The organism is Pseudomonadota bacterium, assembly GCA_013285445.1.
Classification (GTDB): domain Bacteria; phylum Pseudomonadota; class Gammaproteobacteria; order Xanthomonadales; family Wenzhouxiangellaceae; genus Wenzhouxiangella.
Genome location: CP053448.1, coordinates 1,729,548 through 1,755,421, shown reverse-complemented (window position 1 = coordinate 1,755,421; position 25,874 = coordinate 1,729,548). Strand labels below are relative to the sequence as shown.

The window sequence follows — 25,874 nt, the reverse complement described above, 5'->3', positions numbered from 1 at the left end:
CCAGCGGGGCAGCATCGTGTCCATTCAGCGACCGAATGTGGCAAACTTGTGGCAGCAGAACGCTCCGTCGAGCGTCCCGACCGCATCCCAGCCAGCCGCATGAGCAGCCGCCTGATCGCCATCGTCGAAGACGAAGCGCACCTGCGCGATAACTATCGCGAAGCGCTCGAGCGCTACGGATTCGCCACGCGCGGCTATGCCACGCGCCTACAGGCCGAATCGGCTTTCGCGGGACCCCTGCCGGATCTGGTGATCATCGATGTCGGTCTCGGCGACGAGCCTGAAGGGGGATTCGAGCTGTGCCGGTATCTGCGCCAGCGCTCCGGCACCCTGCCCATCGTGTTCCTGACCGCCCGCGACAGCGACCTGGATGCGGTCTCCGGACTGCGCCTGGGCGCCGATGACTACCTGTCGAAGGACGTATCGATTCAGCATCTGCTGGCGCGCGTGCTGGCGCTGTTCCGGCGCATAGACGCCGACCGGGCGCCGCGGGAAGCGGCATCGGTCGTGCGCTGCGGCAGCCTGCTGCTCGACCCCGAAGCGCTGCGCGCAAGCTGGCGGGATCGGCCCATCGGCCTGACCGTGACCGAGTTCTGGATGGTCCACTGTCTGGCCATCCGGCCTGGCCACGTCCGCAGCCGCGGTCAGCTCATGCAGGCGGCCAATCTCGTGGTCGACGACACCACCATCACCTCCCACATCAAGCGCATTCGCCGCAAACTGGAAGCGGCAGACCCGACTTTTTCGGCGCTGGAAACAGTACATGGCGCCGGCTACCGCTGGATCGAAGATTCCGGCCCGATTTCGTGAGCCTGCGCACGCGCCTGCTGGGGCTGTCGGTATTCGTGCTGCTGCTGGCACTGGCCGGCTGGACCCTGGTCCGATCCATGGAACAGTCCCTGCGCCAGGCGCTGGAACAGGCACTGGTTGACACCGCTGCATCAGTCGGCCGCAAGCTGCTCGAACAGACAGATAACTGGCCAGCGGCTGACGGTCTGTATATCCATCCGGCCAGCCAGCCGTTCGAACTGGACGGCCACGACGACGACTGGGCACCCTGGCAGGACTGGCGTCAGCAGCTTGATTCACCCACCCCCAAAGCCCGCGCCAGCGTGCTTGCGGCGAGTCACCAGGATCGGCTCCATCTGCTCGTCAATGTCCGGGATCGCGCCCTGGTCACCGCCGATCCGGTTGCCGGCCCCGGCGACCGGATCGTGATCGTGGTGCACAGTGCCGGCCGGACTGGCCAGACAACCCTGGCGCCGGTCGCGCCCGGGTGGCTGTCGGCGACAGAACACAGCGACTGGCCGCGCCTGCACGGCGCGCTGCAGCCGACCAGCGACGGCTGGCGCGCTGAACTGCGATTGCTCGAGCCGGCCCGACCCGAGGCGCTGGCCGTGTCGATCACCAACGTCGAGGATCGACAGGAACGCCAATCCGCTGTCATGCTGGGCCGTCAGACTGCGCAGCCTTTGGTCAGACTGCAGCCCGGCATGGCAGCGCAGCTGAGCGTGCTGCTGCCCGACAACACCCGGGGCTGGGTGATCACACCCGCCGGTTGGGTCATTGCCGGGGCCGACCGTCGTCGCACCGCACCACCCGACCAGACCGAAGCACCCGGCTTTCAACGCCCGCTGACCGCACTGGCCGGACGCCTGCTCGGCATCCGCCCCGATCCGGCACTGACAAACACTGCATTGGCAGCCAGACTGGATATCGCCGAACGGCATGCGCACGACCAGTCAGCTGCATGGCTGCAGCATTCCGACACCGGCCTGGCCATTGCCGCGGCCGTGCCGCTGAGAGTCAACGGTCAATTGGTCGCCCGGATCGTGGTCGAACGCGAGGCCGACCGTTCAATCAGCCTCGCCTACAGCGCGATCGCCCAGCTGTTCACGCTCGGGCTGGCCGGCCTGCTGATCCTGGCCGTCGTGCTGATCGGCTTTGCTGCCCGACTGTCGACCCGTATCCGGCGGTTACGGAACGCCGCTGAACGCGCCGTCGCCCCCGATGGCCGCGTGCGCCAGGATCTTGCCCCGATATCCGGCAGTGATGAACTCAATGATCTGGCCGCCGGTCTGCGCCGCATGATCGCCCGTCAGCGCGAGCACCAACACTACCTGCAGAGCCTGGCCTCACGCCTGTCGCACGAGTTGCGCACGCCGCTGGCCATGATCCGATCATCGCTCGACAACCTGGGACACGCCGGGGACGAGCAGCAGCGGCGCCGCTACCTGGCCCGCGCCGAGGACGGCTGCCAGCGGCTGCAGGCCACGCTTCAGGCCATGAGCCAGGCCGCTCGCATCGAACATGCGCTGATCACAGAGACCCGCGAGGACGTCGACCTGGGCCGGCTTGTCGAGCGCTATACCGAAGGCTGCCGTACGACATTCGGGGCTCACGATTTCAGTGCGATCGTGCCGTCTGGCCGCCGGGCCCGGGTCCACGCATCGGAAGATCTGCTGGCGCAGCTGCTCGACAAGCTCATTGAGAATGCGGTCAGCTTTGCGCCAGCCGGCTCGCGCATTACGCTCAGGGTGATGCCGCGCGGGCCGAGAATCGCCGTTCAGGTCGACAACGCCGGTCCGTCGTTGCCCGACGGTCTCGCCGAGCAGCTGTTCGATTCATTGACCTCGGCGCGCCCGGGTCAGGAGCAACGCGGCCATCTCGGAATCGGGCTGTACGTGGCACGCATGATTGCCGAGCATCACGGCGGACACATTCGCGCGGTCAATCGACCCGGCGGATGCCGCTTCGAGGTCGATCTGCCGCGCGGACCCGATCAGGAGTTGCGGTAGCGTCGGTAGAGAATATTGACTCGCCGCACGTATTCGCGCGTTTCCGGATACGGCGGCACACCCCCGTGGCGAAGGACCGCATTCTCGCCGGCGTTGTAGGCCGCGATCGCGCGGCTCATGTCGCCTTCGAACCGCTCCAGCAGCCAGGCCAGATAGGCCACCCCGGCGGTAATGTTGTCGAGCGGATCATAAGGATTGCTAACGCCAAAACGCCGCTGCGTTGCCGGCATCAGCTGCATTAGCCCCTGCGCACCGGAGCGCGACACGGCCTGGGGCTCGAACCAGGACTCGGCATGGACAATGGCGCGTACCAGGGCAGCGTCAACCCCGAAGATCTCGCTGGCGGCTCGTATCTCGGCGCTGAACGCAGCCTTCTTGAGCGGCGTACGCTGCCAGTCAACGCCGGTACGGCAGGTCCCGTAGCAACCCAGGTTGCGCACGCGATAGCGCTGGGTGTCCGGTTTCCGGTCGGTGAACACTGTGACACCGTTTTCGTCCACATAGGTATAGATCTGGGCCTCGGCCAGGCCCGCGATCAGTGCGGCAGCCAAACCGGCAGCCAGCAGCGGCAGTGTCCTTTTCCACATCTTCAAAATCCCCCGGTCACTGAAAGTCCGCCATCCGCGATGAGAACCTGGCCGGACAACCAGCCGGCATCCGGCCCGGCGAGAAAGGCGATGACTCGGGCGATGTCCTCTGGTTCGGCCAGGCGCCGCAGCGGCGTCGTCTGCTCAAAATACTCGACCATGCGCCGATTTTCCAGTAGCGCCTGTGCAAAATCGGTCTTGACCAGCCCCGGCGCCACCGCGTTGACGCGAATACCCTGGGGACCGAATTCCAGTGCCAGGTTTCTAACCAGCTGGTTTTCCGCCGCCTTGGACATGCCGTAGGCACCGATCAGGGTGTTGCCGAAACTGCCGGCAATCGACGAGACCAGAACGATTGCGGGAGCGCTGGCCCGGGCCAGATGCGGCCGGCACAGCTGAGCCAGGCGCAGGCTGCTGAATACATTGTTGCGCATGATGACGTCGAAGGCCTTGCGGTCCAGCGATTCGGACGGCCCGTAGACCGGATTGCTGGCTGCATTCATGACCGCCGCATCAAGCCGTCCGTAATGGCCCACGGTCTGCTCGACCAGCTGCTCGAGTGCTTCTTCGCGACCAATGTGCGCAGCGACCGCAATGGCCTCGCCACCCCGCTCGCGAATCGCATTGACCACCGCGTCGCAGCTGTCCTGATTGCGGCTCGACACGACAACGGCGTCTCCGCGTGCAGCCAGCAGCTCGGCGGTACTGCGGCCAATGCCGCGGCTTGATCCGGTAATCACGATAACGCGCTTGTCAATCACCGCCCTGGATGCTCCCTTGCTTGTGTCGTTTCAACCATCAGGCCAGCGTCCGCAACCGGGTGCCGTGCAGGTGCTTGATACAGTTGACACCCTCGGCCTCCCATCCGCTGGTGCAGCGGCGCAGCGTGCTGACCGATGCATTGTACAACTGCACGGCCAGACGGCGCTGCCAGTCCAGCTCCCGGCCGCACAGCGCGGCCACCAAAGTACTGATCACGCCGGCCGACGTCACCACGATGATGTTCCTGCCGGCTGCCAGGTCGCGCTGCCAGTCCTCAAGCGGCGTCTGCACACGGGCATGGAAAGACCGCCAGGTCGAGCCGCCTGCGACCTGCAGGCGTTCACTCTGCCAGGCAGCCAGGACGGTCGGAAACCAGTTCAACAGCGTCTGGAGATGCTGCTCGGGACGAGCCAGCTGGTGGCGGGCAGGCGGATCCTCGGCCAGCACGTCGGATTGTGCAAGCGCCGCACGCACCAGCGCGTGGGTCTGAAATTCATCGAGACAGGCCTCGATGCGCGCTCGAAACCCGGGCGCCAGCGTGCTGGCAGTCTGGCGGTGACGGCGGTGCGTGCCGGTCCACAGCACGCATGGCCCGCCCAGCACAGCGGCCAGACGCTCGCCCAGCTGCCGGGCCTGGCGCCGGCCAAGCGCCGAGAGCTGGTCATAGTCGTCATGGCCCAGACGGGCCTGACCATGGCGAATCAGGAACAAGCGAGCATCACCGACTCGTTCCGGCAGCCCGGTCATTGCTGGATCGCGCAGCTGCCGCCGTTGCGGGTCAGGTACTGCTGGTGGTAGTCCTCGGCCCGCCAGAACGTGGTTGCCGGTTCGATCGAGGTGGCTATCGGACGACTGAAGCGGCCGCTGCCGGCGAGCTCGCGCCGAACCCGTTCGGCGACCTGCTGCTGTTGGTCGTCGTGCACAAAAATCACCGAGCGGTACTGGCTGCCGATATCCACACCCTGGCGGTTGACCTGGGTTGGATTGTGCAGACCGAAGAACGCACGCGCCAGCTGCTCGTAGCCGAGCTGATCCGGGTCGAAGCGGATCTGACAGACTTCCACATGCCCGGTGTTGCCGCTGCAGACCTGCTCATAGGTCGGCCGCTCGACGTGTCCGCCCATGTAGCCAACCGCCGCGTCCATGACGCCGTTTAACTGGCGGAAACCCTGCTCGACGCCCCAGAAACAGCCGGCACCAAAAGTTGCGATCGCGACCATCGCTTGACGCTCCTGAATGATTTTCAAGTGAGAATACTATCCGACCATCAATGCGGCGAGAAGATTCCGCAGTCCTCGCACGCTGGCAAAAGCGGTCGGGTTTGTGGAAAGATGGCCTCATGCCTGAAACCTTTCTGTGGTACGACTTCGAGACCTTCGGGACTGATCCGCGCCGTGATCGGCCAGCCCAGGTCGCCGCACTTCGCACCGACGCCGGGCTGACTCCGGTCGCCGATCCCGAGGTTTTCTATTGCTGCCCGGCCGATGATGTGCTGCCACAACCGGCTGCCTGCCTGATCACCGGCATCACACCGCAAGTGGCGCGCGAGCGAGGATTGCCGGAAAACCGCTTCGTCAGCCGGCTGGGGCAACTGCTCGATGAGCCGGCCACCTGCCTGGTCGGGTTCAACAACTTCCGCTTCGACGACGAACTGCTTCGTCACCTGTTCTGGCGCAACTTCCGTGACCCCTATCGCCACGAATACGCGGGCGGCAACAGTCGCTTCGACCTGATTGACGTGTTGCGGCTGACCCGGGCGCTGCGGCCCGGCGGCATCGAATGGCCGGATCAGGACGATGGCCGACCCAGCTTCCGGCTGGAAGCAGTCGCCGAGGCCAACGGAATCGATACGCGCAATGCACACGATGCACTTGCCGATGTGGAGGCGACGATCGCCCTGGCTCGCCTGGTGCAGCAACGCCAACCGCGGCTGTGGCAGTGGTCCCTTCAGCTGCGTCAGCGACAACGCGTTGAGCGGCTGCTGGCGGCCCGTGAGCCGCTGGTCCATGCCTCATCGCGCTTTCCCGCCCATCCCGGCTGCGGTGTGGCACCGGTGCTGCCGCTGGCACCCCACCCCCAGTTCAAGACGCAGTGGCTGGTATGGAACCTGACGGTCGATCCCGAACCGTTCCTGGAGCTGGATATCGATGCGCTGTCCGACCGCTCCTGGACCGCCACAGCCGACCTGCCTGAAGGCATCGAGAGGCTGCCGGTCAAGCTGGTGCGAATCAATCGTTGCCCGATCATCGCCCCGATCGGGGTGCTCGACGATCAGGCCACCGAGCGAATGCAAATCGATCGTCGCGCTCTGGACAGGCACGCGCGCATCCTGGCGCAGGCAAGCGGGTTCCTTGATCGCCTCAGCCGGCTGTTCGCGCGGCCGTCTGCAGACACCGCGCTGGACCCTGAACTCGATCTGTACGGCGGCTTTCCGCCGCGGCAGGATCAGGCCGTGCGCGACCGGATCGCGACGCTGGCGCCGGATGATCTGGCACGCCTGGGTGAGCCGTTTAGCGATTCGCGCCTCAACGAGCTGCTGTTTCGCTATCGCGCACGGCTGTGGCCCGAACGGCTGGACGACGACGAGCGAGCGCGCTGGCAGGACTTCCGTCGCCGACGCCTGATCGACGATCCTGATCTGGCCAGCATCCGGCTTCCCGAATACCGGGCCGTGGTCGATCAGCTGATGCGCCAGTCACCTGAACGCGCCGACATTCTCACTTCGCTGGCCCAGTGGCCGGAGCTGATCGGTGCATCGATGCTCGACAACCAACAATCAGAGACTTAAGGCGCATTCATGACCCAGTATCTTCGAATGTTATACACAACTGTTTGATTCGCAGTTTGACAGAATAATGACGGCATCGCAACAGCTACAAACCGATATTTCTTGTTATAAGCTCTTGTCTTTAAAGATAAAAAATGAGCTGGCCACAATCTGTTCAATACGCTAGGGGGCCAATGTGACGCCACCGTGAAGGCCGTTGCCCACAACCTTATCCACAGGTTTTGTGGATAAGCGCTCAAACTGTCTGATTTCACAGCAAAGTGTGACCGAATTCACGCTGCCAGGCCGGCCAGCGACAGCTGCTGCGCTTCGACCGATGCCTCGGGCGCCGTTGCGATTTCCCGGAGTAGTCGGTCGCTTCTAGGCGAGACAAACTCGACCACGCTGCCATCATCAAAGCGCAGCATCAGAACCACCGGTGGCTCGCCATTGCGACCGGGGCGGGTGATCACCCCGCTGATGCGCTTGCCAACGACCTGATCACGAAAACGGCGGCTGCCCCTGGGGGTGTGCTTCGGCATCATCATGCTCCCGTCTGCTCGATATCCATGTGCCTGACCAGCATTGCACCACGTCGATTTCTCAAAACCTGAGAAGCAGGTTTCTTCTGTCTTGAAGGGGCGAATTGCTACAGCCGATCGCGGCAAATTGCCGATTCGCCGGCCAAACTCGCTGCCTAGACTGGATTCACCGTCGGGCCGGTGCCCGGCGGAAGTGTCATTCAACATCTACAGGAGGACCGAAAATGATGCGTAAACTGCTGATTGCACTTTTCCTTTCGCTGGCCCTGGCCCAGACCGGCCTGGCCGAGGAACTGACGGTCGATATCAATACCGCCACCGCCGAGCAGCTGGCCGAAGCCCTGACCGGCGTGGGCTCGGCCAAGGCCGAGGCAATCGTCGCCTACCGCGAGGAACACGGCGATTTCGAGCATATCGATGAACTGATCAACGTGCGCGGAATCGGCCTGCGCACCGTCGATCGCAACCGCGACCGGATCGTGCTTGACGAGACACCATCGGAGCGGTAGTGGCCGCCGGCCGCGATCATGCGCCCCCGGGCTGCGGCACGGGGGCGTTTCTAGCGCATCGGCAGCCGCGTACTGAAGGCATGTGCAATCGTGGATCGATCGGTATGCTCAAGCTCGCCACCAAGCGGCACACCCTGGGCCAGGCGCGAGATGCGAATGCCGCGTCGCTCGGCCATTTCACGCAGATACTGGGCCGTAGCCTCGCCCTCGACGGTGGTATTCGTGGCAATGATCAGCTCGCCAATCGGTTCCTCGTCCAGCCGTCTGGCCAGCAAATCCAGGCCGAGATCACCGGGGCCGATACCGTCAAGCGGCGACAGCCGGCCGAGCAGCACGAAATAGCGTCCGTCGAAGGCCGTGGCAGTCTCGATGGCCAGCACATCGGCGGGGCTTTCCACGACGCACAGCACCTCGGCCGAACGACGCGCGCTGGCGCAGATCCGGCACAGCTCACCGGCGGTGAAATTGCGGCAGCGCAGGCAGCGATGAATCTCGTGCATGGCCCGTTCCAGCGCTCTGGCAAGACGCCGACCGCCGTCCCGGTCGCGCTCGAGCAGTTGCAGGGCCATACGCTGGGCCGAGCGCGACCCGACGCCGGGCAGGCAGCGCAGCGCGGCGAGCAGCTCGTCGAACGGATCCTCACTCATCGAGCCGCATCAATCAGGACAGATTGAAGCCTGGCGGCAGAGGCAGCCCGCCGGTCAGACCGCTCATCTTTTCGCGCGCCATCTCCTGAACGCGACTGACCGCGTCATTGAATGCCGCCGCGCTCAGATCCTCGATCATCTCGCGGTCATCGGCAATCTCGGCATCGATCTCGACCCGTCGCACCTCGTGGCGGCCGTTCATCGAGACCCGGACGAGACCGCCACCCGCCTCGCCGGTCACTTCCAGTTCGGCCAGCTCCTGCTGTGCCTGTTTGAGGTTTTCCTGCATTTTTTGCGCCTGCTGCATGAGCTGGGCGATATTGCCTTTCATCAGTGACTCCGTGTATTGACCGGACGGATGGACTCGCGGACGACCTCCGCGTCGAAATGGCGAACCAGGCGCTGCACGACCGGATCATTGTCGATCGCTGCCTCGGCATCGGCCCGGACCTGCTCCACACGATCCTGCTCAAGCTGCGCCGGTGTCGCCGGCACCGGGTCATCGACCGCAACGATGCGCACCCTCAGCGCTCGCCCGGCCCAGTCGCTCAGTGCCGTCTCCAGCGCCTGACGAAACTTGTTCGTCATGATCGCAACATCGTCGCGAGCAGCCGTGAACTCGATGTTCGGAACATGGACCGAGCGAACTCCCAGCAGGCCGGCAACCGCCCGGAACGAGTCGCTGAGCGACAACGAAGACAGCACTTCCGGCCAGTTTGCGGCATTCAGTTCCGGCGCATCACCCTGCGCTCGCTCGGCATCGAAGGTATCAGCCGGCCCCGCCGCATCCGCCGACCGCCCTGCACCGCCGCCGCTGACGGCCGGTTCGCCATGGGCGACCGGACGAAACGCAAACATCCTCAGAACCGTCATCTCGCAGCCGCTGCGCTCGGTCGGCGCCAGGGGCAGGTCGCGGCGTCCAGTGACCGCGATCTGGTAGAACAGCTGGACATCTTCCGGATCCAGCCGTCCGGCGAGCTGCAGCAGCGCTTCCCAGTCGGCCCGGCTGTCGTCGCGGTAATCCTCCAGCTGCTGGATCAGCGCAATCCGGTGCAAGGTTTCGGCCAGGTCGGTGAGCAGTGCCGCCATACCACGCGCCTGGGAAAATACTGCTTCCACGGCGGCAATGGCCGCCGCTGCATCGCCCTCGGCCAGCGCCTCGACAATCGCGTGGACGTGACGTTGCTCGACGCTGCCGAGCATCTCGCGCACTTCGCTTTCGGTCAGCCGGCCGGACCCGGCCAGCGCCTGATCGAGCAGACTCAGCCCGTCACGCATGCTGCCATCAGCAGCGCGCGCGAGCAGCGTAATGGCTGTCGATTCGGCCTCGATGCCTTCATCCTCGAGAATGCGGCCAAGCTGGCCGCCGATTTCGTCGGTCGTCAGACGCCGCAGATTGAACTGCAGGCAACGTGACAGGATGGTGACCGGTATTTGCTGCGGATCGGTAGTCGCCAGCACGAACTTGACGTGATCCGGGGGCTCCTCAAGCGTTTTGAGCAGGGCATTGAAGCTGTGCCGCGAGAGCATGTGCACTTCGTCAATGAGGTAGACCTTGAAGCGACCACTGGAGGGTGCGTACTGAACGTTGTCGAGAATTTCGCGCGTATCGTCGACCTTGGTCCGCGACGCAGCGTCAATCTCGAGCAGGTCAACGAACCGACCCTCATCAATCGCAACACAGTTCGCGCATTGGCCACAGGGCTCGGCGGTCACGCCGTCTACACAGTTGAGCGATTTGGCGAGAATGCGGGCAATCGTGGTCTTGCCGACCCCGCGCGTTCCGGTAAACAGGAATGCATGGTGCACCCGACCCTGCGCCAGACCGTTGGACAAGACCTTGACAACGTGCGACTGACCCACCAGCTGCGAAAAATCGCGCGGCCGCCACTTCCTGGCAAGTACCTGATAACTCAATGAATATCAGCCTTTTTCGACAAGAGACGAACAGTCGTCAGAATCACTTTCTGCGCGCACGAACGCGCCTATTCAGTGTACACGAAGGCGTGCTCGCCGACGAGTTTTCCGGACCCCTGGTTGCCAGCGGTGTCGGCAAAATGGGATAATTGCCAGCTGGTCTCCACCGGTCTTCCCACACCGTGTATTCCGTGAACCCCGTCAGGCCCGGAAGGGAGCAGCGGCAGCGGAACACTCGGGTGCTGGGGTCGGGCTGGTGGAGACCTTCTTGTTCGCGCATCGAGCTCGCGGCTGGCGTCGCTCGCAGCGAATGGTGGTTCCATTGGCAAGAGCGAGAACGCAGAGTCGGGGCCTGCTTGAAGCCCCTAAGGAGCCACCTGCCCGCCGTCATCCACGCCGTGTACCTGAAAAACGTTCTTTGCCAGGTCCAGACCGACTACGGTAATCTTGTCCATGGACATCGTCCTCCTGCGTGAGTTGATTGTTACCGACCCAACTGTGGCACATCGCGATGCCGAAGTCAGGAGGGCGGTGTCCATACCATCTGAACAACTCTGCGCGGGCGCGACGGGTCCTTGCGGGATGACCCGGTGTGGCTTCGGCGGCCTTTGTATGGTGATGGCGGAGAGGGAGGGATTCGAACCCTCGAAGGGCGTCAGCCCTTGCCGGTTTTCAAGACCGGTGCATTCAACCGCTCTGCCACCTCTCCGGTGAGCACCTGACAGAATTGGCGGAGAGGGAGGGATTCGAACCCTCGGTACGGGGTTACCGTACACTCACTTTCCAGGCGAGCCCGTTCGACCGCTCCGGCACCTCTCCGTATATCACCCTTCATTATAGTCTCTCGCGGCAAACGCTGAATCGCCGCAAGGGCAAGCCGATTCAAACCGGTCATGCGATCGGGGCAGTTTTCAGACCACGAAGCGGAATGAAATAAATGCCGGTTGCATTCTACAGCCGAGCCCGGTCGACCGCTCCGGCCACCGTCAGCCCGAACCGCGCCATTGTATCGCCTCAGGCGCTTGCAGGGAAACACCCCGGCCGGGCCGGATGTCACGAGCCGGGCCCGCCCGCCAGCCGGCCGCTCAGTCAGGTTTGCGAAACACGAAGATGCCCCAGTTCAGGTAACCCTTGTAGCCACCGTCAACCCAGTGCTGCAGCCCGACCTTCATGCGCTCGATGTAGTCGCGGCTGACCCCGCGGTTTTCGAGCTCTTCCTCATGGATGACCAGCTCGCGACGCACGCGGGCGTAATGGCGCGAGAGCTGCTCACTGTGGTCCTCGGCCACGCGTTCTTCCATGCCCAGCTCACCGAGCACTTCGCGATAGAAGCTGGGTGATCCCAGTGAGTCGAGGTGAATGCGGTCGTAGATCGGCTGCAGTTCGCCGGCCGGGGCGTCGTCGGCCTGCATCGGATCGGTGAAGATCAGCTGTCCACCGGGCTTGAGCACGTTGACCGCCTCCTCCAGCACACGCGCGCGCTCACCGGAATGCAGAAATGCATCCTGCGACCAGACCACATCGAAGAAGTCATCCTCGTAAGGCAGGCGGGTGAAATCACCGTCAACGACCTTGATGCTGTTGTCGAGGCCCTGTTTGCGGTTCATTTCGCGGTTGCGCGCATTCTCGACCTCGCTGAGATTCAGTGCGACACAGCGACAACCGTATTTCCGGACCAGGTAGCGCATTGAGCCCCCATAGCCGGCGCCCAGGTCAATGACCCGATGGTGCTTGCCGAGCGGGCCGATCAGATCGGCCATGCGGGCCACGGTACGGCGGCTGGCATCGGCAATCGGCTCACTGTCGTTCTTGTACAGGCCGATATGGATGTCTTCACCGCCCCAGATATGAAAATAGAAACTGTCGGCATCCTTGCTGTTGTAGTACTCGCGAGCGGTCTGCACGACCTTGGAGTAGTTTTCGGTGGTCATTGAGGCTCCTTGTCGAGATTGGTTTGAGCAGAAACGTCGAGGGTTGGTTGCTCCTCCGGGTCGTAGCGCTTCTCGGCAACATGAACAAAGAAATCCGGATTATCCGTCGAGCGCCCGCACTCGGAATCCTCCTCAAAATCGGCATAGGTGGCGATCTTCTGGAAACCGACCTCATGCATCAGTCGACGCGTGTAGTCGCGCCTTAACGGGTACATGTTCAAGTGGAAGACCGAGCGGTCCGGAAAGGTATAGCGGAAGCGGGCCAGCCCTTCGTCGACATGTTCAGGCTCGGCGCTGACCTGGCGGCCGCAGTAGTAGTACTTGTGCCTGGACGAGAAGCCATCGTCGAGAATGGCGTCATAGTTGCGCTGGTCCAGAATCAGGCAGCCGTCGTGCTTGAGCGTGGCATAGAACTCGGCCAGCGCCTTGCGGCGATCACGTTCCGAAAACAGGTGGGTGAAGGAATTGCCCAGGCAGATGACGGCATCGTAGGCGGCATGCACGTCCCGATTGAGCCAGCGCCAGTCGGCCTGGATGGTGCGCAGGATGTGTCCGCGTCGCTTGCCATTGTCGAATGCCTTGGCCAGCATCTCGGCCGACCCGTCGACGCTGCACACCTCGAAGCCGGCCTCGACCAGGCGAACCGAGTGAAACCCGGTGCCGGTCGCCACATCCAGAATGCGCCGGGCGCCGCGCTCCTTGAGCAGGCGTATAAAAAAATCACCTTCGCTCTGATAGCGCGCATCCCAGTCGATCAGTTCGTCCCACTTGTCGACGAAACGATGAACGTACTCTTTCTGGTAATGATCGGTTTCGCGGACCTCGACCGGATCCCGGCCGAAGTCCTGTTCCCGATCAGACTGCAGTTGCGGTGACATTCGCGCAGCTCTCCTTGGTCGGTTGACGAATTGAACGCAATGAACATGACCATCCGGCACCAGCGGATCAAAGCCTCGTGGTCATCAGGTGCTTCAGATTGTTGTCTCGTGCCATGGCCTGCCTTGACCCGGCCCCTGCGCCGGTTCGGCCGCCACTTTGTGCGGGTTTGTCACCGGACCTCCCCAGCCCGGATTGATACCAAGCCTAACAAGGCCGACCGACAATTTCAGGCGATATGCGCAAATCCGGTGAAACCATCATTCTCACGCGCTGAGAAACTGTATTTTAATATAGTTAGTGATCTCACCATTCAGGACAGCATCATGCCGGCCCCCGACCAGTCATCCACACCCAGCCTCGATGTCCTGCTGACGACCCGCTCCGACCTCTGGCGGGGCCGCAAGCGGCCAGCCGTCAATACGCTGCCGACCGGGCAGGCCTGGCTGGACCGGCAACTGCCCGGCGGCGGCTGGCCATGCAGCCGCCTGACCGAGCTGATATCCACGCATCCCGGTGCCGGCGCGTTCGGACTGCTGCTGCCGGCCCTGGCCCGGCAGACCCGATCCGGAAGACCGGTTGTCCTCGTCGCCCCGCCCCTGCTGCCCTGCCCCCAAACGCTGGCCTGCGCCGGCCTGGACCTGAGTCGACTGATCGTCATCCGGCGCGCCGACCAGACCCTGTGGGCAAGTGAGCAGTGCCTCAAAAGCGGTCTGTGTGGTGCAGTCGTTGCCTGGCCGGCGCCAGCAGCCGCTACGCCCACCGCGCTTCGTCGCCTGCAGCTGGCCGCAAGAAGCGGTGACGCCCCGCTGTTTGTCTGCTATCGCCCGGAGCCGCAGTTATCGGCTTCATCGGCAGTACTGCGGCTGATGGTTCGTCCCGGCCCGGTGATCACGATCATGCACGCAGCCGGAACAGCTCCCACCGGCGAGTTGCGGCCGGCAGCGGACAACGTCGTGACGCTTGCCGGACATCGGCCGCAGCGATAACACCATGGCACCGCCCCGCGCCGCATCCGAACCGGCCACACTGTGGGCCGGTATTCACTGTCTACGACTGCTTCTGAAGGCAGTCTGGCCCGTGACGCCGAAACACGATCCGGTCGCCGTGCACGACGCCAGCCGGCCTCCACGCATCGTTCAGGTCAATTGGCCTGCATGGCGCCGCGGCGTCCGGCCCGGCCAGACGCTGGACAATGCCCTGGCGGTGGTTCCGTCGCTGCAGAGCCTGCCTCGAAACCCGGCCATGGAGGCAAGGCTGCTTGAACAGCTTGCGCTGATCGCCTATGCCCACAGTCACCAGGTGGTGCTCGATCCGCCGGATACCGTGGTGCTGGAAATCACCGGCAGTCGCCGCTTGCGCGGCAGCACCGACAACATACTGTCACTGCTCGAGCAGCAGCTGATGTGTACCGGTCTCGATAGTCGCATCGGTACGGCCGTTACCCCCATGGCCGCTGGCCTGCTGGCTCGGCTGGGCCGGCACGCCGACAGCCATACTGCGCTACAGCGCCTGCTGGCGCAGCTGCCGATTGACCGGTTGGCGCTTCCGCAGGGGTCCCGCCGGGCCCTGGCAGGCTGCGGCCTGCGAACGCTCGGCGAGTGGTTGCAGCTGCCGCTACCGGAACGCACCCGCCGCTTTGGTGAAAAATTCAGCGCGGCGCTGCTCAGGCGCAGCGGCCTGCAGGCAACCGCGCTCGATCACTGGTGTCCTCCCGATGAATGCCGGCTGAGGCTGGAACTGCCGGCAGCCACCGCCAGTAGCGGTGCACTGCAGTTCATTTTTCGGCGTGCACTCGATCATGTCCAGGCCTGGATGACGGCACGGGATCATGCGCTGACTCGCCTGAGGATCGTATTGGAACGCGAGGATCGTGCCGGCACCATACTGCTGACGCTGGGGCTGTCGCGCCCGGGCCGGGATGACAATCACCTGCTTGAACTGTTTGTGCTCAAGCTCGAATCACTGCGGCTACCGGCAGCAATCGATGCGCTAATGGTCGCTGCCGACAGCACCGCTGCCTATTCCCCGCCGCAGACCGACCTGTTCTCCGGCCACAACCGCGGCGATGCCTGGTCAGCCCTGCTCGACCGCCTGGACGCACGCCTGGGCGAGCACGGGCTGGCCAGTCTGGCGCCTTGCGCCGACCATCGCCCAGAGCATGCCGTGACCTGGACACGGCCGGGCAACACGATACCCGTGACCGAACGATCCCCGCCGCGACCCCTGTGGCTGCTGCCTGTACCGCGCCGCTGCCCACGGCAGCGCCTGTGCCTGGAGGATGGCCCCGAACGCATCGAGTCGGGCTGGTGGGATGGCGAAGACATCTGTCGTGATTACTGGGTTGCCCGTGACTCGCTCGGCCGGCGAGTCTGGGCATTTCACGAGCACCGGCCGCGCAAGGGCTGGTTCGTGCACGGGTTCTTCAACGCCTGGCCGATTTCGGAATAAATCTTGCATAATCATTACCGGACTGCGACATCCAGTGCCAACAGGCCTGCGGAGAACGTTGACCATGCCCGGCAGACAGCAGTACATTTCACATTTTGATCAACCAGTTGCAAACACCTTGGCAAGTGATAAGCTGCCATGCAGGATGACAACGCGCGCGCCCAACGATAACGACAGTGCCTGCATCAACCAACGCGCCAGTCGATGCCAGAAACATCCCAGGGGGGTCTCGCCTTGAAATTGTTCCGAAAACGGCGGCAGGCCAGAACCATTACCGGCGTCCACCTCGCGAATGGTCTGATCGCCGCTGCAACCATCGACCGGGAGCGCGGGCGGCAGTCCCGCCTGCTGCACGCCGAGTGCATCGAGATATCGGGCCGCAGCGATCCCGAACGAGCGCTGCGCGCAGCGCTGCCCCCCGATCACTCAACGGTCAACCTGGTTATGGCGGTCGATCACTATGACCTGCTGCTGGTCGAGGCACCACGGGTCGAACCCTCCGAACTGCGCGCCGCCGTGCGCTGGAAAGTCAAGAACCTGATCGACTTCCACATCGATGATGCAGTCATTGATGTTTTCGAGATTCCCGGGCAGCAGAATCGCCCCCAGGGCCAGGCCATGATGTATGCCGTAGCTGCCCGGGCACGCGAGATCCAGGAGCGCATTGACCTGCTCGAGAACGCCGACTGCGAGCTGCACGCCATCGACATCACCGAAATGGCCATGCGCAATCTTGCCGGCCGCCTGGATGAGGACGTGCGCGGGGTCGCGCTGCTCTATTTCAGTGACGATCACGGGCTGATCACACTGACCCACCAGGGCAGTCTGTATCTGAGCCGTCGGCTCGACACCGGTATCGGGGCCATGCTGGAGGATGCTGCCGCGGCGTTCGATCAGATCACACTCGAAATACAGCGCTCGCTTGACTACTACGACAGCCACTTCGGCCAGCCGCCGGTCAGCGCACTGTACGTGCTGCCGGGTTTCGCGGCTCACGATGCGCTGATCGAAGGTCTGAGGGACCAGCTCAACGTTCCGGTTGCCGGCTACTCGGTCGATGATGTCACAACCGTCGAGACCGCCCTGCCCGACCAGCACGCCGGACCCCTGCTGATTGCACTGGGCGGCGCCCTGCGTCACGAGGAGGTTGGTTTGTGAACCAGCAGATCAACCTCTATCAGCCGATCTTTCGAAAGCAGCAGATCATCTTTTCGGCTGCGACGATTGCCTGGATCGCGGCCGGACTACTGGCGCTTCTTCTTGCCTGGTCAGCCCTGGTCGGCCAGCGCATCAACCGGCTGGAGGCCGAACACCAGCGCCAGCTGGCCGCCGAGCAGCGAGCAGTCGAACGCCTCGGCGAGATGCGTGCCGACATGCCGCCATCGGAGCCCGACCCGGAGCTTGTCGGGGCGGTCGAGCAGCTCGAGGCGCGCCGCGAAAACCTGCACAGCAGCCTACAGGCGCTCGCGCTCCGGCTGCCCGCCCGCGACGGCGAGCTGCTCGGACACATCGACGCCCTGGCCCGCGCCGTACCGCAGGGACTGTGGCTGACCGGCGTCAGGCTGGCCGCAGAAGGTCAGGAACTGACGATCAGCGGAAGGGCCCTAGCCGCCCGCCTGGTGCCCGAATACCTCGACAGGCTTTCTGAAGAGGCAATGCTGACGGGCACGGCCTTTGGCCGTTTCAGCATTTCAGCCAGCAACGACGAGATGCCCGGCGTGACCTTCATTCTGACGACGACGGAGGCCGAATAATGAGCTGGAGGGCACGTCTGCGCAGACTGACCGAGCGCATCAATGCGCTGAGCCTGCGAGAGCGCAGCCTGACACTGCTGGCCGTTTGTGCCGTGATCTGGCTGGTTTGGGACATGCTGGCGATGCAGCCGATTCGCGAGCGCCAGCAGTCGGTGCAGGCCAGCCTCGAGCAAGTGCGTGGGCGCGTCTCTGCGCTCACCACAAGCATCCAGGAACTGGCCCAGGCGCGGGGCCGGAACCCCAACCAGGCACTGCAGGCCCGGCTGGCCCGACTCGAGGCAGAAACGAAACAGCTGGAACAGCGTCTAACCGAACGACATGGCGGCATTGCCACGCCACGACAGTCGATTGCAGTACTGAGCGAGCTGCTCGCCGAGCGGGCTGGCGTAAGCCTGCTGGCCGTCGAGAGTTTGCCCCCCGAGCGACTGATCGGGCCGGGCGGCGCCGAAGTGCCCGGGGTGTTCATGCACCGGGTCCGGGTGCATTTCGAGTCCGATTTCGAAGCCATACGCAACTATCTGGCCATGCTTGAAACACTGCCGCCCGGCGTGTTCTGGGAAGCGCTTGACCTGAGCGTCGCCGAATGGCCACGGAGCGCGGTCGAACTCGTTCTCTACAGCTTGACGCTCGACGAGCGCTGGATCGGAGTCTAGCCCATGCGTTTTTTCACGCTGATTGTCATGCTCGCCGGCGGCTGTGTGCTGCAGGCTGCCGGACCGCCCGACCCGACCCGGCCACCCGACAGCGCCGAGATCAGCGCGTGGTTCGGGGCGCCGGCTGACGGCGAGCGCGAACAGCCCTATCGCCTGCAGTCGGTGCTGATCTCGCCCCAACGCAGGATCGCGGTCATCAACGGCCAGCGCGTGCAGATCGGCGACCGCCTCGGTAGCGCCAGGGTCAACGCCATCGAGCCGGACGGGGTTGTGCTCGAAGCAGCCGGCAATCAACGGTTTCTGACCCTTGCAAACCGGTATCGTACCGACAGGGATCCATCAGGAGGCATCCACCGATGAGCAGACGTATCTACCAAGCCGTGCTCCTGACCGGCTTGCTCACAGCCGGTCTGGCCGCCTGCACTGCAACCGGCGAGCGCGCCACCGAGATTGACCAGAGCATTCGCCAGGCGCTGGAAGAGGCTGCGGCGAGACAGCCTCCCGGGGTCGACGAGACACGCGATCTGCTGCTGCCACCCCTCACCGGCGGCAGCGTGGACGCACCACCGGAAGAGCGCTTTCACGTCACGGTCGAAAGCGCACCGGCACGTCAGTTTCTGATGAGCCTGGTCGCCGAAACCGACATCAACATGGTCGTACACCCGGATGTTGAGCAGACCATCTCGCTCGAGCTGCGCAACGTTACGGTGCCGGAAGTCCTGCGTATCGTGCGCGAGGTCTACGGCCTGGAGTTCCAGCGCACCGAAACCGGCTACCTGGTTCGCCCGCCACGGCTGGAGACTCGCGTTTACGAAGTCAGCTACCTCGACATCAACCGCAAGGGCAGCTCGCGTACCCGAGTCAGCTCCGGCCAGTCGACGGAAAGCCCGGCGGCCCTGCAGGACGGCCTGAGCGGCATGTCCACATCGACGCCGCTGGCCCAGCCGGGGGCGGGTGGTGGCGACAGCGATCTCTCCACCGGCACGCGCATCGAAACCGAAAGCGAATCCGACTTCTGGTCCGGACTGCGCGACGCCATCGAAGGCGTCTTCGACAGTCCGGATGGCCGTAACGTCATGGTCAATCCCATTTCGGGTGTCGTTGCCGTCCGCGCCTATCCGCACGAGCAACGCGCGATCGGTGAACTGCTGGACACCATTCAGGGCAGCGTTCAACGCCAGGTGATCCTGGAAGCCAAGATCGTCGAAGTGGAACTGCACGATGCCTATCGTTCCGGCATCAACTGGACAGCGCTGCAGGACATTGACGGCCGCCTGGCCAGTTTCGGCCAGATCGCCGGAGCCGACATTTTCGATGAAGGGATTTCTTCGATTCGCGATCGCCTACTCGATGTGAGACCGGGCAACCCGTTTTCGGGTTTTGATGGTGAAGCCTTCGGCGGCAGCTCGGTCATCGCCATCGACACCGGCGATTTCAATGCCTTTATCGAGCTGCTCGAAACCCAGGGCGTGACCCGGGTGCTGTCCAGCCCACGCGTGGCCACCATCAACAATCAGAAAGCCGTCATCAAGGTCGGCACCGACGAATTCTTCGTCACCGGCGTAACCGGCCGCACGGCGACCGGCGGGACCAGCACGACCGCCGCCAGCTCGGTGCAGCTGACGCCTTTTTTCTCCGGCATCGCGCTGGATGTCACCCCGCAGATCAGCAGCGGCGGCGATATCATCCTGCACATCCACCCGACGGTCAGCGAAGTTCAGGATCAGACCAAGAGCTTCACCGTTGCCGGTCAGGAAGAGACCTTGCCGCTGGCCTTTTCCAGCGTTCGCCAGTCCGACAGCATCATTCGGGCCAGAAACGGTCAGGTGGTCGTTATCGGCGGTCTGATGCGCGAGTCTTCGATTCAGGATCGCTTCGGCACCCCGATTCTCAGTCGCCTGCCGCTGATTGGCCAGGCGTTCGGCAGCCGCCGGGAGCGCACCGTCAAGACCGAGCTGGTCATCTTGCTGCGACCGATTGTCATCGATTCCGACGATGTCTGGGCCGAGCAAGCCGACGCGCCGCTCGAGCGACTGCGCCGGATGGATCATACGGCCTGGCCGCGTTGACCGTCGGGAGTCGGGCATGTACCAAGAGCACTTTCAGCTGACGCATCGACCGTTCGGGCTCACGCCGGATCTGTCGTTTTGCTACCCGGAAATCACCCGCAGCGAAGCACTGACCACGGTTCAGGTCGCCCTGCAGCAGGGTGAGGGCTTTCTGACTGTCATCGGGGAAGTGGGGCTGGGCAAGACGCTCCTGTGCCGGACGCTGCTCGATCACCTGCGCGAGCCGTTCGTGACGGCCTGGCTACCGGATCCGCACCTCGCGCCGGGAACGCTGCGTGTCGCACTGGCCCGCGAGCTGGGCGTCGAGCTGCCCGCACGTCCGACCCAGCAGGTGGTCCACGAGCTGCTGCAAAGGCGACTGACCGAGCTGGCCGCGGACAACTGGCGCCCGGTGCTGCTGATCGACGAGGCCCAGGCGCTGCCCGACAGTACCCTGGAAACCGTGCGTTTGCTGACCAACCTGGAGACCGAGCGACGCAAGCTGCTGCAGGTCGTGTTGTTCGGGCAGCCTGAGCTGGAACGGCGCCTGCAGCGAGCGGAATTCCGGCAGCTGCGCCAGCGTATTACCTACAGTTGCCGGCTGCAGCCGCTCAGCACTGGCGAGGTCAGACGCTATCTGACATTTCGCCTGCGCAAGGCCGGTGCCAAGCGCGACCTCTTTACGCCGGCAGCCGCCGGGCGCATTGCGCGTGCCAGTCGCGGCGTCCCGCGCCTGGTCAACATACTGGCTGACAAATCGCTGCTGAGCGCTTATGGCAAGGGCAAGGCGCGCGCCGACTGGTTCGACGTGCGCCGTGCCGTCGCTGATACCTGCGCCACGCGCGAACAGCTGTGGTGGCCCTATCTGCGCCCGGCTGCACGGGTCACCGGTTTCGCGCTGGTGGCGTTCGGCGTGTTTCTGGCGCTCGAGCAGTGGCTGGGAGTGCTCCGGTGAGCCTGATCAACGACGCTCTTCGTGATCTGGACCGGCGCAGTGCGCGCGGCGGATCCGGCCAGCCGCACCCGCTGCCCGCGGCATTCCGGCCGCAACCGCGGTGGCGGTGGCCTTGGTGGCTGCTGGCTGCCGCCGCGGCCGGCGGTTTTCTGCACCTGACGCTGAGCGAGCGCCCTGCCACGCCTGACGGACCCGCAGCGCTGATCGCGCAGGCCCAATACACCCCTCACAACAATGCCACGGAGCCTTCGGCGCCGACGCGTGCAACGCCGATCAATCCACCCGTCGCGAACGATCCGGCCAAAGCGCGGGAAGCCGAAGCGCAGGTTGCAGATCAACCACTACCGTCCGAGCGGACGGCAACCGATCCGACAGGCGAGCCGGATCAGCGCGATTCAGGGCAGAGCGCCGATCACGAACCGGCGGCGCCCGAAGAAGCTCCGCGGGAGCCGGTCGATGGCGGCGGCGAGGAAGCGTTGGCGGCCAACCAGGATGAACTGCCCCCGACCGCCACACGGATTGTCATTGAGCCGGCAACGAACCGGCCTGACGATGCGCTCCTGCCGGCACGGCGGGCCCTGGCCCGCGGTCAGACCGACCTCGGCATCTGGCGGCTGCGCGCACTGTTGCAGCAGCAGCCCGACGCTGTCGAGGCGCGTCGGCTGCTGGCAGGCACACTGATCGCCCAGGGCCGACACGACGAGGCGGCAGCCGCGCTCGAGGACGGTCTGGCCCGATCCGGGCAGACTGATGTTCTGGCAGAGATGCTGGGCCGCCTGCTGATCGAGCGCGGCCAGGTGCAACGGGCGTTGGCCCTGCTCAGGACGCACGCGCCCGCCCTGAGCGACGCCCCCGATTACCACTTGCTGCTGGCTGCAGCCGAACGCCAGGCCGGCCATCATCAGCCAGCCGCAGAACGCTACCGCAAACTGACCGCGATCGTGCCCGGTCGGGCTGCCGCCTGGGTCGGTCTGGGCGCATCGCTCGAAGCGCTGCAGCGGCCGCAGCAGGCCCACGAGGCCTATCTTCAGGCGCTGAACACCGGCAATGACCCGGCGGTACGGTTTGCTCGCCAGCGCTTGCGCGCGCTGCAGCCCACAACCGGAGCACCGCCATGAACGCCGACCGCCGTCAGCGCAGAAAGATTCGGCTGGGTGACCTCCTGGTCCAGCACAAGATCATTTCCGAAAAGCAGCTCGAACAGGCGCTGGCCGAGCAAAAGCGCTCCGGCCACAAGCTCGGGCGCGTACTGGTGCAGCTTGGGCACGTCAGCGAGGATGATCTGCTCGATTTTCTGGGGCGTCAGCTCGATGTGCCGGTCGTTGATCTGAAACACTACCAGTTCAGACCGCAGACCGTGCGCCTGCTGCCCGAGACCCATGCCCGCCGCTACCGCGCCATCGTGCTGGCCGAAAGGGACACGGAGCTGACCGTAGGCATGGCCGACCCGACCGACATTTTCGGTTACGACGCGCTGTCCCGGCTGCTCAAGCGACCGATCAACCTCGTGCTGGTGCGCGAGTCCGACCTGCTTCGCACCATTGACGTCGTCTACCGGCGTACCGAGGAGATCTCCAGCCTGGCCGAAGAGCTGGGGGAAGAACTCTCGGGCAGCGACTATGACATCGCCGAGCTCGAGGATGATGAGGGGCAGGTCGACGCTCCGGTCATCAAGCTGCTGCAGTCCATGTTCGAGGATGCAGTCCAGATCGGCGCCTCGGATATCCATATCGAACCCGATGAACAGGTGCTGCGCATCCGCCAGCGCGTAGACGGCGAGCTGCAGGAGCAGGTCATTGACAGCCGGCGCGTTGCTTCTGCGCTGGTGACCCGCCTGAAGCTGATGGCGTCGCTCAATATCAGTGAAAAACGCCTGCCGCAGGACGGGCGATTCAGCATCCGCGTCAAGGAACACAACATTGACGTACGCCTGTCGACCATGCCGATCCAGCACGGCGAATCGATGGTCATGCGTCTGCTCGACCAGTCTGCGGGACTGCTCGAACTCGACAAGCTCGGCATCCCCGAGGACATGGAAGTCCGCATCCGGCGCCTGATTCGACGACCTTCGGGCATGGTGCTGGTCACCGGCCCGACCGGATCGGGCAAGACAACGACGCTGTATGCCGCCCTCAACCAGATCAACCGGGCACAGCGCAAGATCATTACCGTGGAGGATCCGGTTGAGTACCGCCTGCCCCGCATCAACCAGGTGCAGGTCAACCCCAAGATCGGCCTCGACTTCGCGCGCGTACTGCGTACCGCGCTGCGACAGGACCCGGACATCATCATGGTCGGGGAAATGCGCGACCGCGAAACCGCCGAGATCGGTCTGCGCGCGGCAATGACCGGGCACCTGGTGCTCTCGACCCTGCACACCAATTCGGCGCCGGCCACGGTCATGCGACTTCTCGACATGGGTGCCCAGGGATTCATGGTCGCGGCCGCGCTCGATGGCGTCATCGCCCAGCGACTGGTCCGGCGGGTGTGCGACTCCTGCGGCGAGGAAGCAGCCGCTACGGCAGCCCAGCTGGCCTGGATTCGCGGCTATCTCGGTGACGATACAGTCGAGTCGGCGGCCTTCCAGTCGGGTCGCGGTTGCGCCTACTGCTCGAATACCGGCTACCGTGGCCGCATCGGGATCTACGAGCTGCTGGAAATGGACGAGCCGCTGACCGAGGCGCTGCGGCAAATGGATACCAACCGGTTCACCCGTCTGGCCGGCAGCCGGAAAGGCTACCGTCCGCTGCTGCACTGCGCGCTGGACTATGCCACCGCCGGCATCACATCCATCGACGAGGTCGTCCGTCTGGCCGGTGGACTGGACGAGCTGCAGGACAGCGCCATGGACAACTTGATAACGCCCGGAGAGACAGAACCATGAGCCGTTTTCAGTGGCGCGGCCGCAACGCTCGTGGACAGCTTGTCGACGGCCAGGTCGACGCCGACAGCGCCGATACCGTCGCTGAGCAGCTGATGCGACTGGACATCACGCCCATCGAGATCGGTACTGCGCCGGACCGGGGCCATGCACTCGAGGGGTTGCGCCTGCGGCTGGGTTTCGATCAGCCGGGCATCAATGACCTCATCCTGTTCACGCGTCAGATGTACACCCTGATCAAGGCGGGTGTGCCGCTGATCCAGGGTTTGAGAAACGTCGCCGAATCGACCCGCAATCCCGTCCTCGGCCAGGCCGTGGCCGATGTTGTCGATGCGCTTGAATCCGGTCGCGACCTGGCCGGCGGCCTGGCGCAGAACCCCGCTGTTTTCCCGCCCATGTTTGTCAGCATCGTGCGCGTCGGCGAGAGCTCCGGCAGTCTTGAACAGGCGTTTGGGCAGCTGACCGATCACCTGGAGCTGGAGCGCGATTTCCGCGCCCGGCTCAAGCAGGCGCTGCGCTACCCGATCATGGTGATCGTGGCCATGTGTATCGCCGTGGCCATTCTGATGGTGTGGGTGATTCCGGTGTTTGCCCGGTTCTTCGCCAGCCACGACGCCGAACTGCCGCTTCCGACCCGCATCATCATCGCCACGTCTGAATTCACCGTTGAATGGTGGTGGGCCGTCGTGCTGGTCGTGGCCGGCGCGCTGTTTACCTTTCGTGCCTGGATTCGCAGCGACAACGGCCGCTATCGCTGGGATCGCATCAAGCTGCGCTTCCCGATCATCGGCAAGATCCTCTTTGAGGGCACCATGGCACGGTTTGCCCGGTCGTTCGCCATGACCTACCGGTCCGGGGTACCGCTGATCCAGGGTCTGACGCTGGTCGCACGCGCGGTCGAGAACGAGTACATCGGACAGGCCGTCAACGACATGCGCACCGGCGTCGAACACGGCGAGTCGCTGTCTCGCACCGCCGCAGCCACGGGCCTGTTCTCGCCGCTGGTCCTGCAAATGCTCGGGATCGGAGAGGAAACCGGCGATGTCGACAGCATGCTGATCGAGACCGCCGAGCACTACGAGCGCGAGGTCGACTACGACCTGCGCAATCTCAGCGCCTACATCGAGCCTGTACTGCTGGTGTTCCTGGCCGTGCTGGTCCTGATTCTGGCGCTCGGGGTCTTTCTGCCGATGTGGGATGTTGGCCGTGCCGCACTGGGCTAGGCCATCAGCCATCGACCATGGCGGAATCAAGGGCTTTTCGCTGCTCGAGCTGGTGATTGTTATCATCCTTGTCGTGGTCCTGTTTCTGGTCGCGCTCGACCGCCTGCTGCCCCTGCGCGGCGATGCCGAAGCGGCCCATGTGGCCACGGTCATCGGCGGCCTGCGTTCGGCGCTGGGCCTGGAAGCGGCCGCGCGGGTCGTCCGTGACGGCCTGCCGGCGCTCGAGCAACTGCAGGGCAGCAACCCGATGGACTATCTGCAGGAATGGCCCGACACCTACATCGGCATCCTTGATCCGGCCGACAGCCCCCATGTCCCGCGCGGGGCCTGGTATTTCAATCGTGCTGCGGGCGCGGTCGGCTACCGGGTACGCTTTCCGCAGTACCTGGCAGGCAAGCCGCCCGACCCGGTGCATCTGCGCTGGCGAATCGAGCTCCAGTACGAAGACATCAGCGGCAACCAGCGCTTCGATGCCGATACCGACCGTCTCCACGGCCTGCGCCTGGTTGGCCTGGATCGACACCGCTGGCCGGCGCCTGCCGCCGCCCGGGCGGGGCCCCAGTGACAGCGCCG

The 25,874-nt window shown here is 64.3% G+C and carries 26 protein-coding genes, 2 tRNA genes and 1 other RNA gene; 17 read left to right on the top strand and 12 right to left on the bottom strand.

Annotated features, from left to right (window positions below):
- Positions 1 to 99 precede the first annotated feature (99 nt).
- Both HND55_07970 and HND55_07965 read left to right on the top strand, forming a co-directional pair.
- Positions 100 to 810 (top strand): response regulator, encoded by a 711-nt coding sequence (locus tag HND55_07970; GenBank protein ID QKK02584.1) that lies wholly within the window; start codon positions 100 to 102, stop codon positions 808 to 810.
- Entirely contained in the window at positions 807 to 2,798 is a 1,992-nt protein-coding gene (locus HND55_07965; GenBank protein ID QKK02583.1) for a HAMP domain-containing protein, read from the top strand. The genes HND55_07970 and HND55_07965 overlap by 4 nt, the downstream gene beginning before the upstream one ends.
- On the opposite strand, the gene HND55_07960 is transcribed toward HND55_07965, so the two are convergent.
- Genes HND55_07960 through msrA form a run of 4 tightly spaced genes read right to left on the bottom strand, consistent with a single transcriptional unit; the run spans position 2,783 to position 5,367 of the window.
- A complete protein-coding gene (locus HND55_07960) occupies positions 2,783 to 3,385 on the bottom strand; it encodes a lytic transglycosylase domain-containing protein (protein ID QKK02582.1) in 603 nt (200 codons plus the stop codon). The two genes, HND55_07965 and HND55_07960, sit on opposite strands and share 16 nt — an antisense overlap.
- A gap of 2 nt (positions 3,386 to 3,387) precedes the next feature.
- Complete coding sequence (locus HND55_07955; GenBank protein ID QKK02581.1) at positions 3,388 to 4,146, bottom strand: SDR family oxidoreductase; 759 nt, start codon at positions 4,144 to 4,146, stop codon at positions 3,388 to 3,390.
- A 37-nt stretch (positions 4,147 to 4,183) separates the two neighbouring features.
- The gene (locus tag HND55_07950) at positions 4,184 to 4,894 is read right to left on the bottom strand and encodes a hypothetical protein (protein ID QKK02580.1); all 711 of its coding nucleotides are present in this window, start codon (positions 4,892 to 4,894) and stop codon (positions 4,184 to 4,186) included.
- Positions 4,891 to 5,367, bottom strand: a complete 477-nt coding sequence (gene msrA, locus HND55_07945; GenBank protein ID QKK02579.1) for a peptide-methionine (S)-S-oxide reductase MsrA — start codon at positions 5,365 to 5,367, stop codon at positions 4,891 to 4,893. Before msrA ends, HND55_07950 begins: the two co-directional genes overlap by 4 nt.
- Before the next feature lie 119 nt (positions 5,368 to 5,486).
- On the opposite strand from msrA, the gene sbcB reads away from it, so the two are divergent.
- Positions 5,487 to 6,935 carry an exodeoxyribonuclease I gene (gene sbcB / locus HND55_07940; GenBank protein QKK02578.1) on the top strand — a complete coding sequence of 483 codons (1,449 nt, stop codon included), beginning with the start codon at positions 5,487 to 5,489 and terminating at the stop codon, positions 6,933 to 6,935.
- Between the two features lie 272 nt (positions 6,936 to 7,207).
- Here the strand turns inward: sbcB and HND55_07935 are convergent, their stop codons facing one another.
- Positions 7,208 to 7,462: a hypothetical protein gene (locus HND55_07935; GenBank protein QKK02577.1), complete on the bottom strand. Its 255-nt coding sequence runs from the start codon at positions 7,460 to 7,462 to the stop codon at positions 7,208 to 7,210.
- 218 nt (positions 7,463 to 7,680) lie between these two features.
- Here HND55_07935 and HND55_07930 point away from each other — a divergent pair, with 218 nt between their 5' ends.
- On the top strand, positions 7,681 to 7,965 hold the full coding sequence (locus HND55_07930; GenBank protein ID QKK02576.1) for a hypothetical protein: 285 nt from the start codon (positions 7,681 to 7,683) through the stop codon (positions 7,963 to 7,965).
- A gap of 50 nt (positions 7,966 to 8,015) precedes the next feature.
- Here the strand turns inward: HND55_07930 and recR are convergent, their stop codons facing one another.
- The 3 genes from recR to dnaX are packed head-to-tail and all read right to left on the bottom strand — an operon-like array spanning position 8,016 to position 10,529.
- Positions 8,016 to 8,612, bottom strand: coding sequence for a recombination protein RecR (gene recR, locus HND55_07925; GenBank protein ID QKK02575.1), 597 nt, complete (start codon positions 8,610 to 8,612; stop codon positions 8,016 to 8,018).
- Between the two features lie 13 nt (positions 8,613 to 8,625).
- The gene (locus HND55_07920) at positions 8,626 to 8,946 is read right to left on the bottom strand and encodes a YbaB/EbfC family nucleoid-associated protein (GenBank protein QKK04040.1); all 321 of its coding nucleotides are present in this window, start codon (positions 8,944 to 8,946) and stop codon (positions 8,626 to 8,628) included.
- Positions 8,943 to 10,529, bottom strand: a complete 1,587-nt coding sequence (gene dnaX / locus HND55_07915; protein ID QKK02574.1) for a DNA polymerase III subunit gamma/tau — start codon at positions 10,527 to 10,529, stop codon at positions 8,943 to 8,945. Before dnaX ends, HND55_07920 begins: the two co-directional genes overlap by 4 nt.
- A 164-nt stretch (positions 10,530 to 10,693) precedes the next feature.
- Here dnaX and ffs point away from each other — a divergent pair.
- Positions 10,694 to 10,791, top strand: an RNA gene (ffs, locus tag HND55_07910) — signal recognition particle sRNA small type.
- Positions 10,792 to 11,148: 357 nt separating this feature from the next.
- On the opposite strand, the gene HND55_07905 is transcribed toward ffs, so the two are convergent.
- From HND55_07905 to HND55_07890, 4 genes are all read right to left on the bottom strand, one after another.
- A tRNA-Ser gene (locus HND55_07905) sits at positions 11,149 to 11,238 on the bottom strand.
- Positions 11,239 to 11,257: 19 nt separating this feature from the next.
- A tRNA-Ser gene (locus HND55_07900) sits at positions 11,258 to 11,348 on the bottom strand.
- Positions 11,349 to 11,614: 266 nt separating this feature from the next.
- A complete protein-coding gene (locus tag HND55_07895; GenBank protein ID QKK02573.1) occupies positions 11,615 to 12,460 on the bottom strand; it encodes a methyltransferase domain-containing protein in 846 nt (281 codons plus the stop codon).
- Entirely contained in the window at positions 12,457 to 13,338 is an 882-nt protein-coding gene (locus HND55_07890; GenBank protein ID QKK02572.1) for a class I SAM-dependent methyltransferase, read from the bottom strand. Before HND55_07890 ends, HND55_07895 begins: the two co-directional genes overlap by 4 nt.
- Before the next feature lie 324 nt (positions 13,339 to 13,662).
- Here HND55_07890 and imuA point away from each other — a divergent pair, with 324 nt between their 5' ends.
- The 12 genes from imuA to HND55_07830 all read left to right on the top strand — a co-directional run bounded on the left by imuA (position 13,663) and on the right by HND55_07830 (position 25,866).
- On the top strand, positions 13,663 to 14,325 hold the full coding sequence (imuA, locus tag HND55_07885; GenBank protein ID QKK02571.1) for a translesion DNA synthesis-associated protein ImuA: 663 nt from the start codon (positions 13,663 to 13,665) through the stop codon (positions 14,323 to 14,325).
- Positions 14,326 to 14,329: 4 nt separating this feature from the next.
- Positions 14,330 to 15,787: a DNA polymerase Y family protein gene (locus tag HND55_07880; protein ID QKK02570.1), complete on the top strand. Its 1,458-nt coding sequence runs from the start codon at positions 14,330 to 14,332 to the stop codon at positions 15,785 to 15,787.
- Positions 15,788 to 16,021: 234 nt separating this feature from the next.
- A complete protein-coding gene (locus tag HND55_07875; GenBank protein QKK02569.1) occupies positions 16,022 to 16,945 on the top strand; it encodes an agglutinin biogenesis protein MshI in 924 nt (307 codons plus the stop codon).
- Complete coding sequence (locus HND55_07870; protein QKK02568.1) at positions 16,942 to 17,541, top strand: PilN domain-containing protein; 600 nt, start codon at positions 16,942 to 16,944, stop codon at positions 17,539 to 17,541. The genes HND55_07875 and HND55_07870 overlap by 4 nt, the downstream gene beginning before the upstream one ends.
- The gene (locus HND55_07865) at positions 17,541 to 18,194 is read left to right on the top strand and encodes a hypothetical protein (protein QKK02567.1); all 654 of its coding nucleotides are present in this window, start codon (positions 17,541 to 17,543) and stop codon (positions 18,192 to 18,194) included. Before HND55_07870 ends, HND55_07865 begins: the two co-directional genes overlap by 1 nt.
- Positions 18,195 to 18,197: 3 nt before the next feature.
- On the top strand, positions 18,198 to 18,554 hold the full coding sequence (locus HND55_07860) for a GspB domain-containing protein (protein QKK02566.1): 357 nt from the start codon (positions 18,198 to 18,200) through the stop codon (positions 18,552 to 18,554).
- Positions 18,551 to 20,263 carry a pilus (MSHA type) biogenesis protein MshL gene (gene mshL / locus HND55_07855; protein QKK02565.1) on the top strand — a complete coding sequence of 571 codons (1,713 nt, stop codon included), beginning with the start codon at positions 18,551 to 18,553 and terminating at the stop codon, positions 20,261 to 20,263. The genes HND55_07860 and mshL overlap by 4 nt, the downstream gene beginning before the upstream one ends.
- A 16-nt stretch (positions 20,264 to 20,279) precedes the next feature.
- The gene (locus tag HND55_07850; GenBank protein ID QKK02564.1) at positions 20,280 to 21,197 is read left to right on the top strand and encodes an AAA family ATPase; all 918 of its coding nucleotides are present in this window, start codon (positions 20,280 to 20,282) and stop codon (positions 21,195 to 21,197) included.
- Positions 21,194 to 22,315 carry a tetratricopeptide repeat protein gene (locus tag HND55_07845; GenBank protein QKK02563.1) on the top strand — a complete coding sequence of 374 codons (1,122 nt, stop codon included), beginning with the start codon at positions 21,194 to 21,196 and terminating at the stop codon, positions 22,313 to 22,315. Before HND55_07850 ends, HND55_07845 begins: the two co-directional genes overlap by 4 nt.
- Positions 22,312 to 24,081 (top strand): type II/IV secretion system protein, encoded by a 1,770-nt coding sequence (locus tag HND55_07840; GenBank protein ID QKK02562.1) that lies wholly within the window; start codon positions 22,312 to 22,314, stop codon positions 24,079 to 24,081. The genes HND55_07845 and HND55_07840 overlap by 4 nt, the downstream gene beginning before the upstream one ends.
- Positions 24,078 to 25,301, top strand: coding sequence for a type II secretion system F family protein (locus HND55_07835; GenBank protein QKK02561.1), 1,224 nt, complete (start codon positions 24,078 to 24,080; stop codon positions 25,299 to 25,301). The genes HND55_07840 and HND55_07835 overlap by 4 nt, the downstream gene beginning before the upstream one ends.
- A complete protein-coding gene (locus HND55_07830) occupies positions 25,285 to 25,866 on the top strand; it encodes a prepilin-type N-terminal cleavage/methylation domain-containing protein (protein ID QKK02560.1) in 582 nt (193 codons plus the stop codon). Before HND55_07835 ends, HND55_07830 begins: the two co-directional genes overlap by 17 nt.
- Positions 25,867 to 25,874 lie beyond the last annotated feature (8 nt).

Coding starts and splice junctions, on each gene's coding strand:
- HND55_07840 (QKK02562.1), top strand. CDS start 22,312: ATGAACGCCGACCGCCGTCAGCGCAGAAAGATTCGGCTGGGTGACCTC.
- HND55_07880 (QKK02570.1), top strand. CDS start 14,330: ATGGCACCGCCCCGCGCCGCATCCGAACCGGCCACACTGTGGGCCGGT.
- msrA (QKK02579.1), bottom strand. CDS start 5,367: ATGGTCGCGATCGCAACTTTTGGTGCCGGCTGTTTCTGGGGCGTCGAG.
- HND55_07930 (QKK02576.1), top strand. CDS start 7,681: ATGATGCGTAAACTGCTGATTGCACTTTTCCTTTCGCTGGCCCTGGCC.
- HND55_07860 (QKK02566.1), top strand. CDS start 18,198: ATGCGTTTTTTCACGCTGATTGTCATGCTCGCCGGCGGCTGTGTGCTG.
- HND55_07970 (QKK02584.1), top strand. CDS start 100: ATGAGCAGCCGCCTGATCGCCATCGTCGAAGACGAAGCGCACCTGCGC.
- mshL (QKK02565.1), top strand. CDS start 18,551: ATGAGCAGACGTATCTACCAAGCCGTGCTCCTGACCGGCTTGCTCACA.
- HND55_07835 (QKK02561.1), top strand. CDS start 24,078: ATGAGCCGTTTTCAGTGGCGCGGCCGCAACGCTCGTGGACAGCTTGTC.
- HND55_07935 (QKK02577.1), bottom strand. CDS start 7,462: ATGATGATGCCGAAGCACACCCCCAGGGGCAGCCGCCGTTTTCGTGAT.
- HND55_07895 (QKK02573.1), bottom strand. CDS start 12,460: ATGACCACCGAAAACTACTCCAAGGTCGTGCAGACCGCTCGCGAGTAC.
- imuA (QKK02571.1), top strand. CDS start 13,663: ATGCCGGCCCCCGACCAGTCATCCACACCCAGCCTCGATGTCCTGCTG.
- HND55_07890 (QKK02572.1), bottom strand. CDS start 13,338: ATGTCACCGCAACTGCAGTCTGATCGGGAACAGGACTTCGGCCGGGAT.
- HND55_07850 (QKK02564.1), top strand. CDS start 20,280: ATGTACCAAGAGCACTTTCAGCTGACGCATCGACCGTTCGGGCTCACG.
- HND55_07865 (QKK02567.1), top strand. CDS start 17,541: ATGAGCTGGAGGGCACGTCTGCGCAGACTGACCGAGCGCATCAATGCG.
- sbcB (QKK02578.1), top strand. CDS start 5,487: ATGCCTGAAACCTTTCTGTGGTACGACTTCGAGACCTTCGGGACTGAT.
- recR (QKK02575.1), bottom strand. CDS start 8,612: ATGAGTGAGGATCCGTTCGACGAGCTGCTCGCCGCGCTGCGCTGCCTG.
- HND55_07950 (QKK02580.1), bottom strand. CDS start 4,894: ATGACCGGGCTGCCGGAACGAGTCGGTGATGCTCGCTTGTTCCTGATT.
- HND55_07960 (QKK02582.1), bottom strand. CDS start 3,385: ATGTGGAAAAGGACACTGCCGCTGCTGGCTGCCGGTTTGGCTGCCGCA.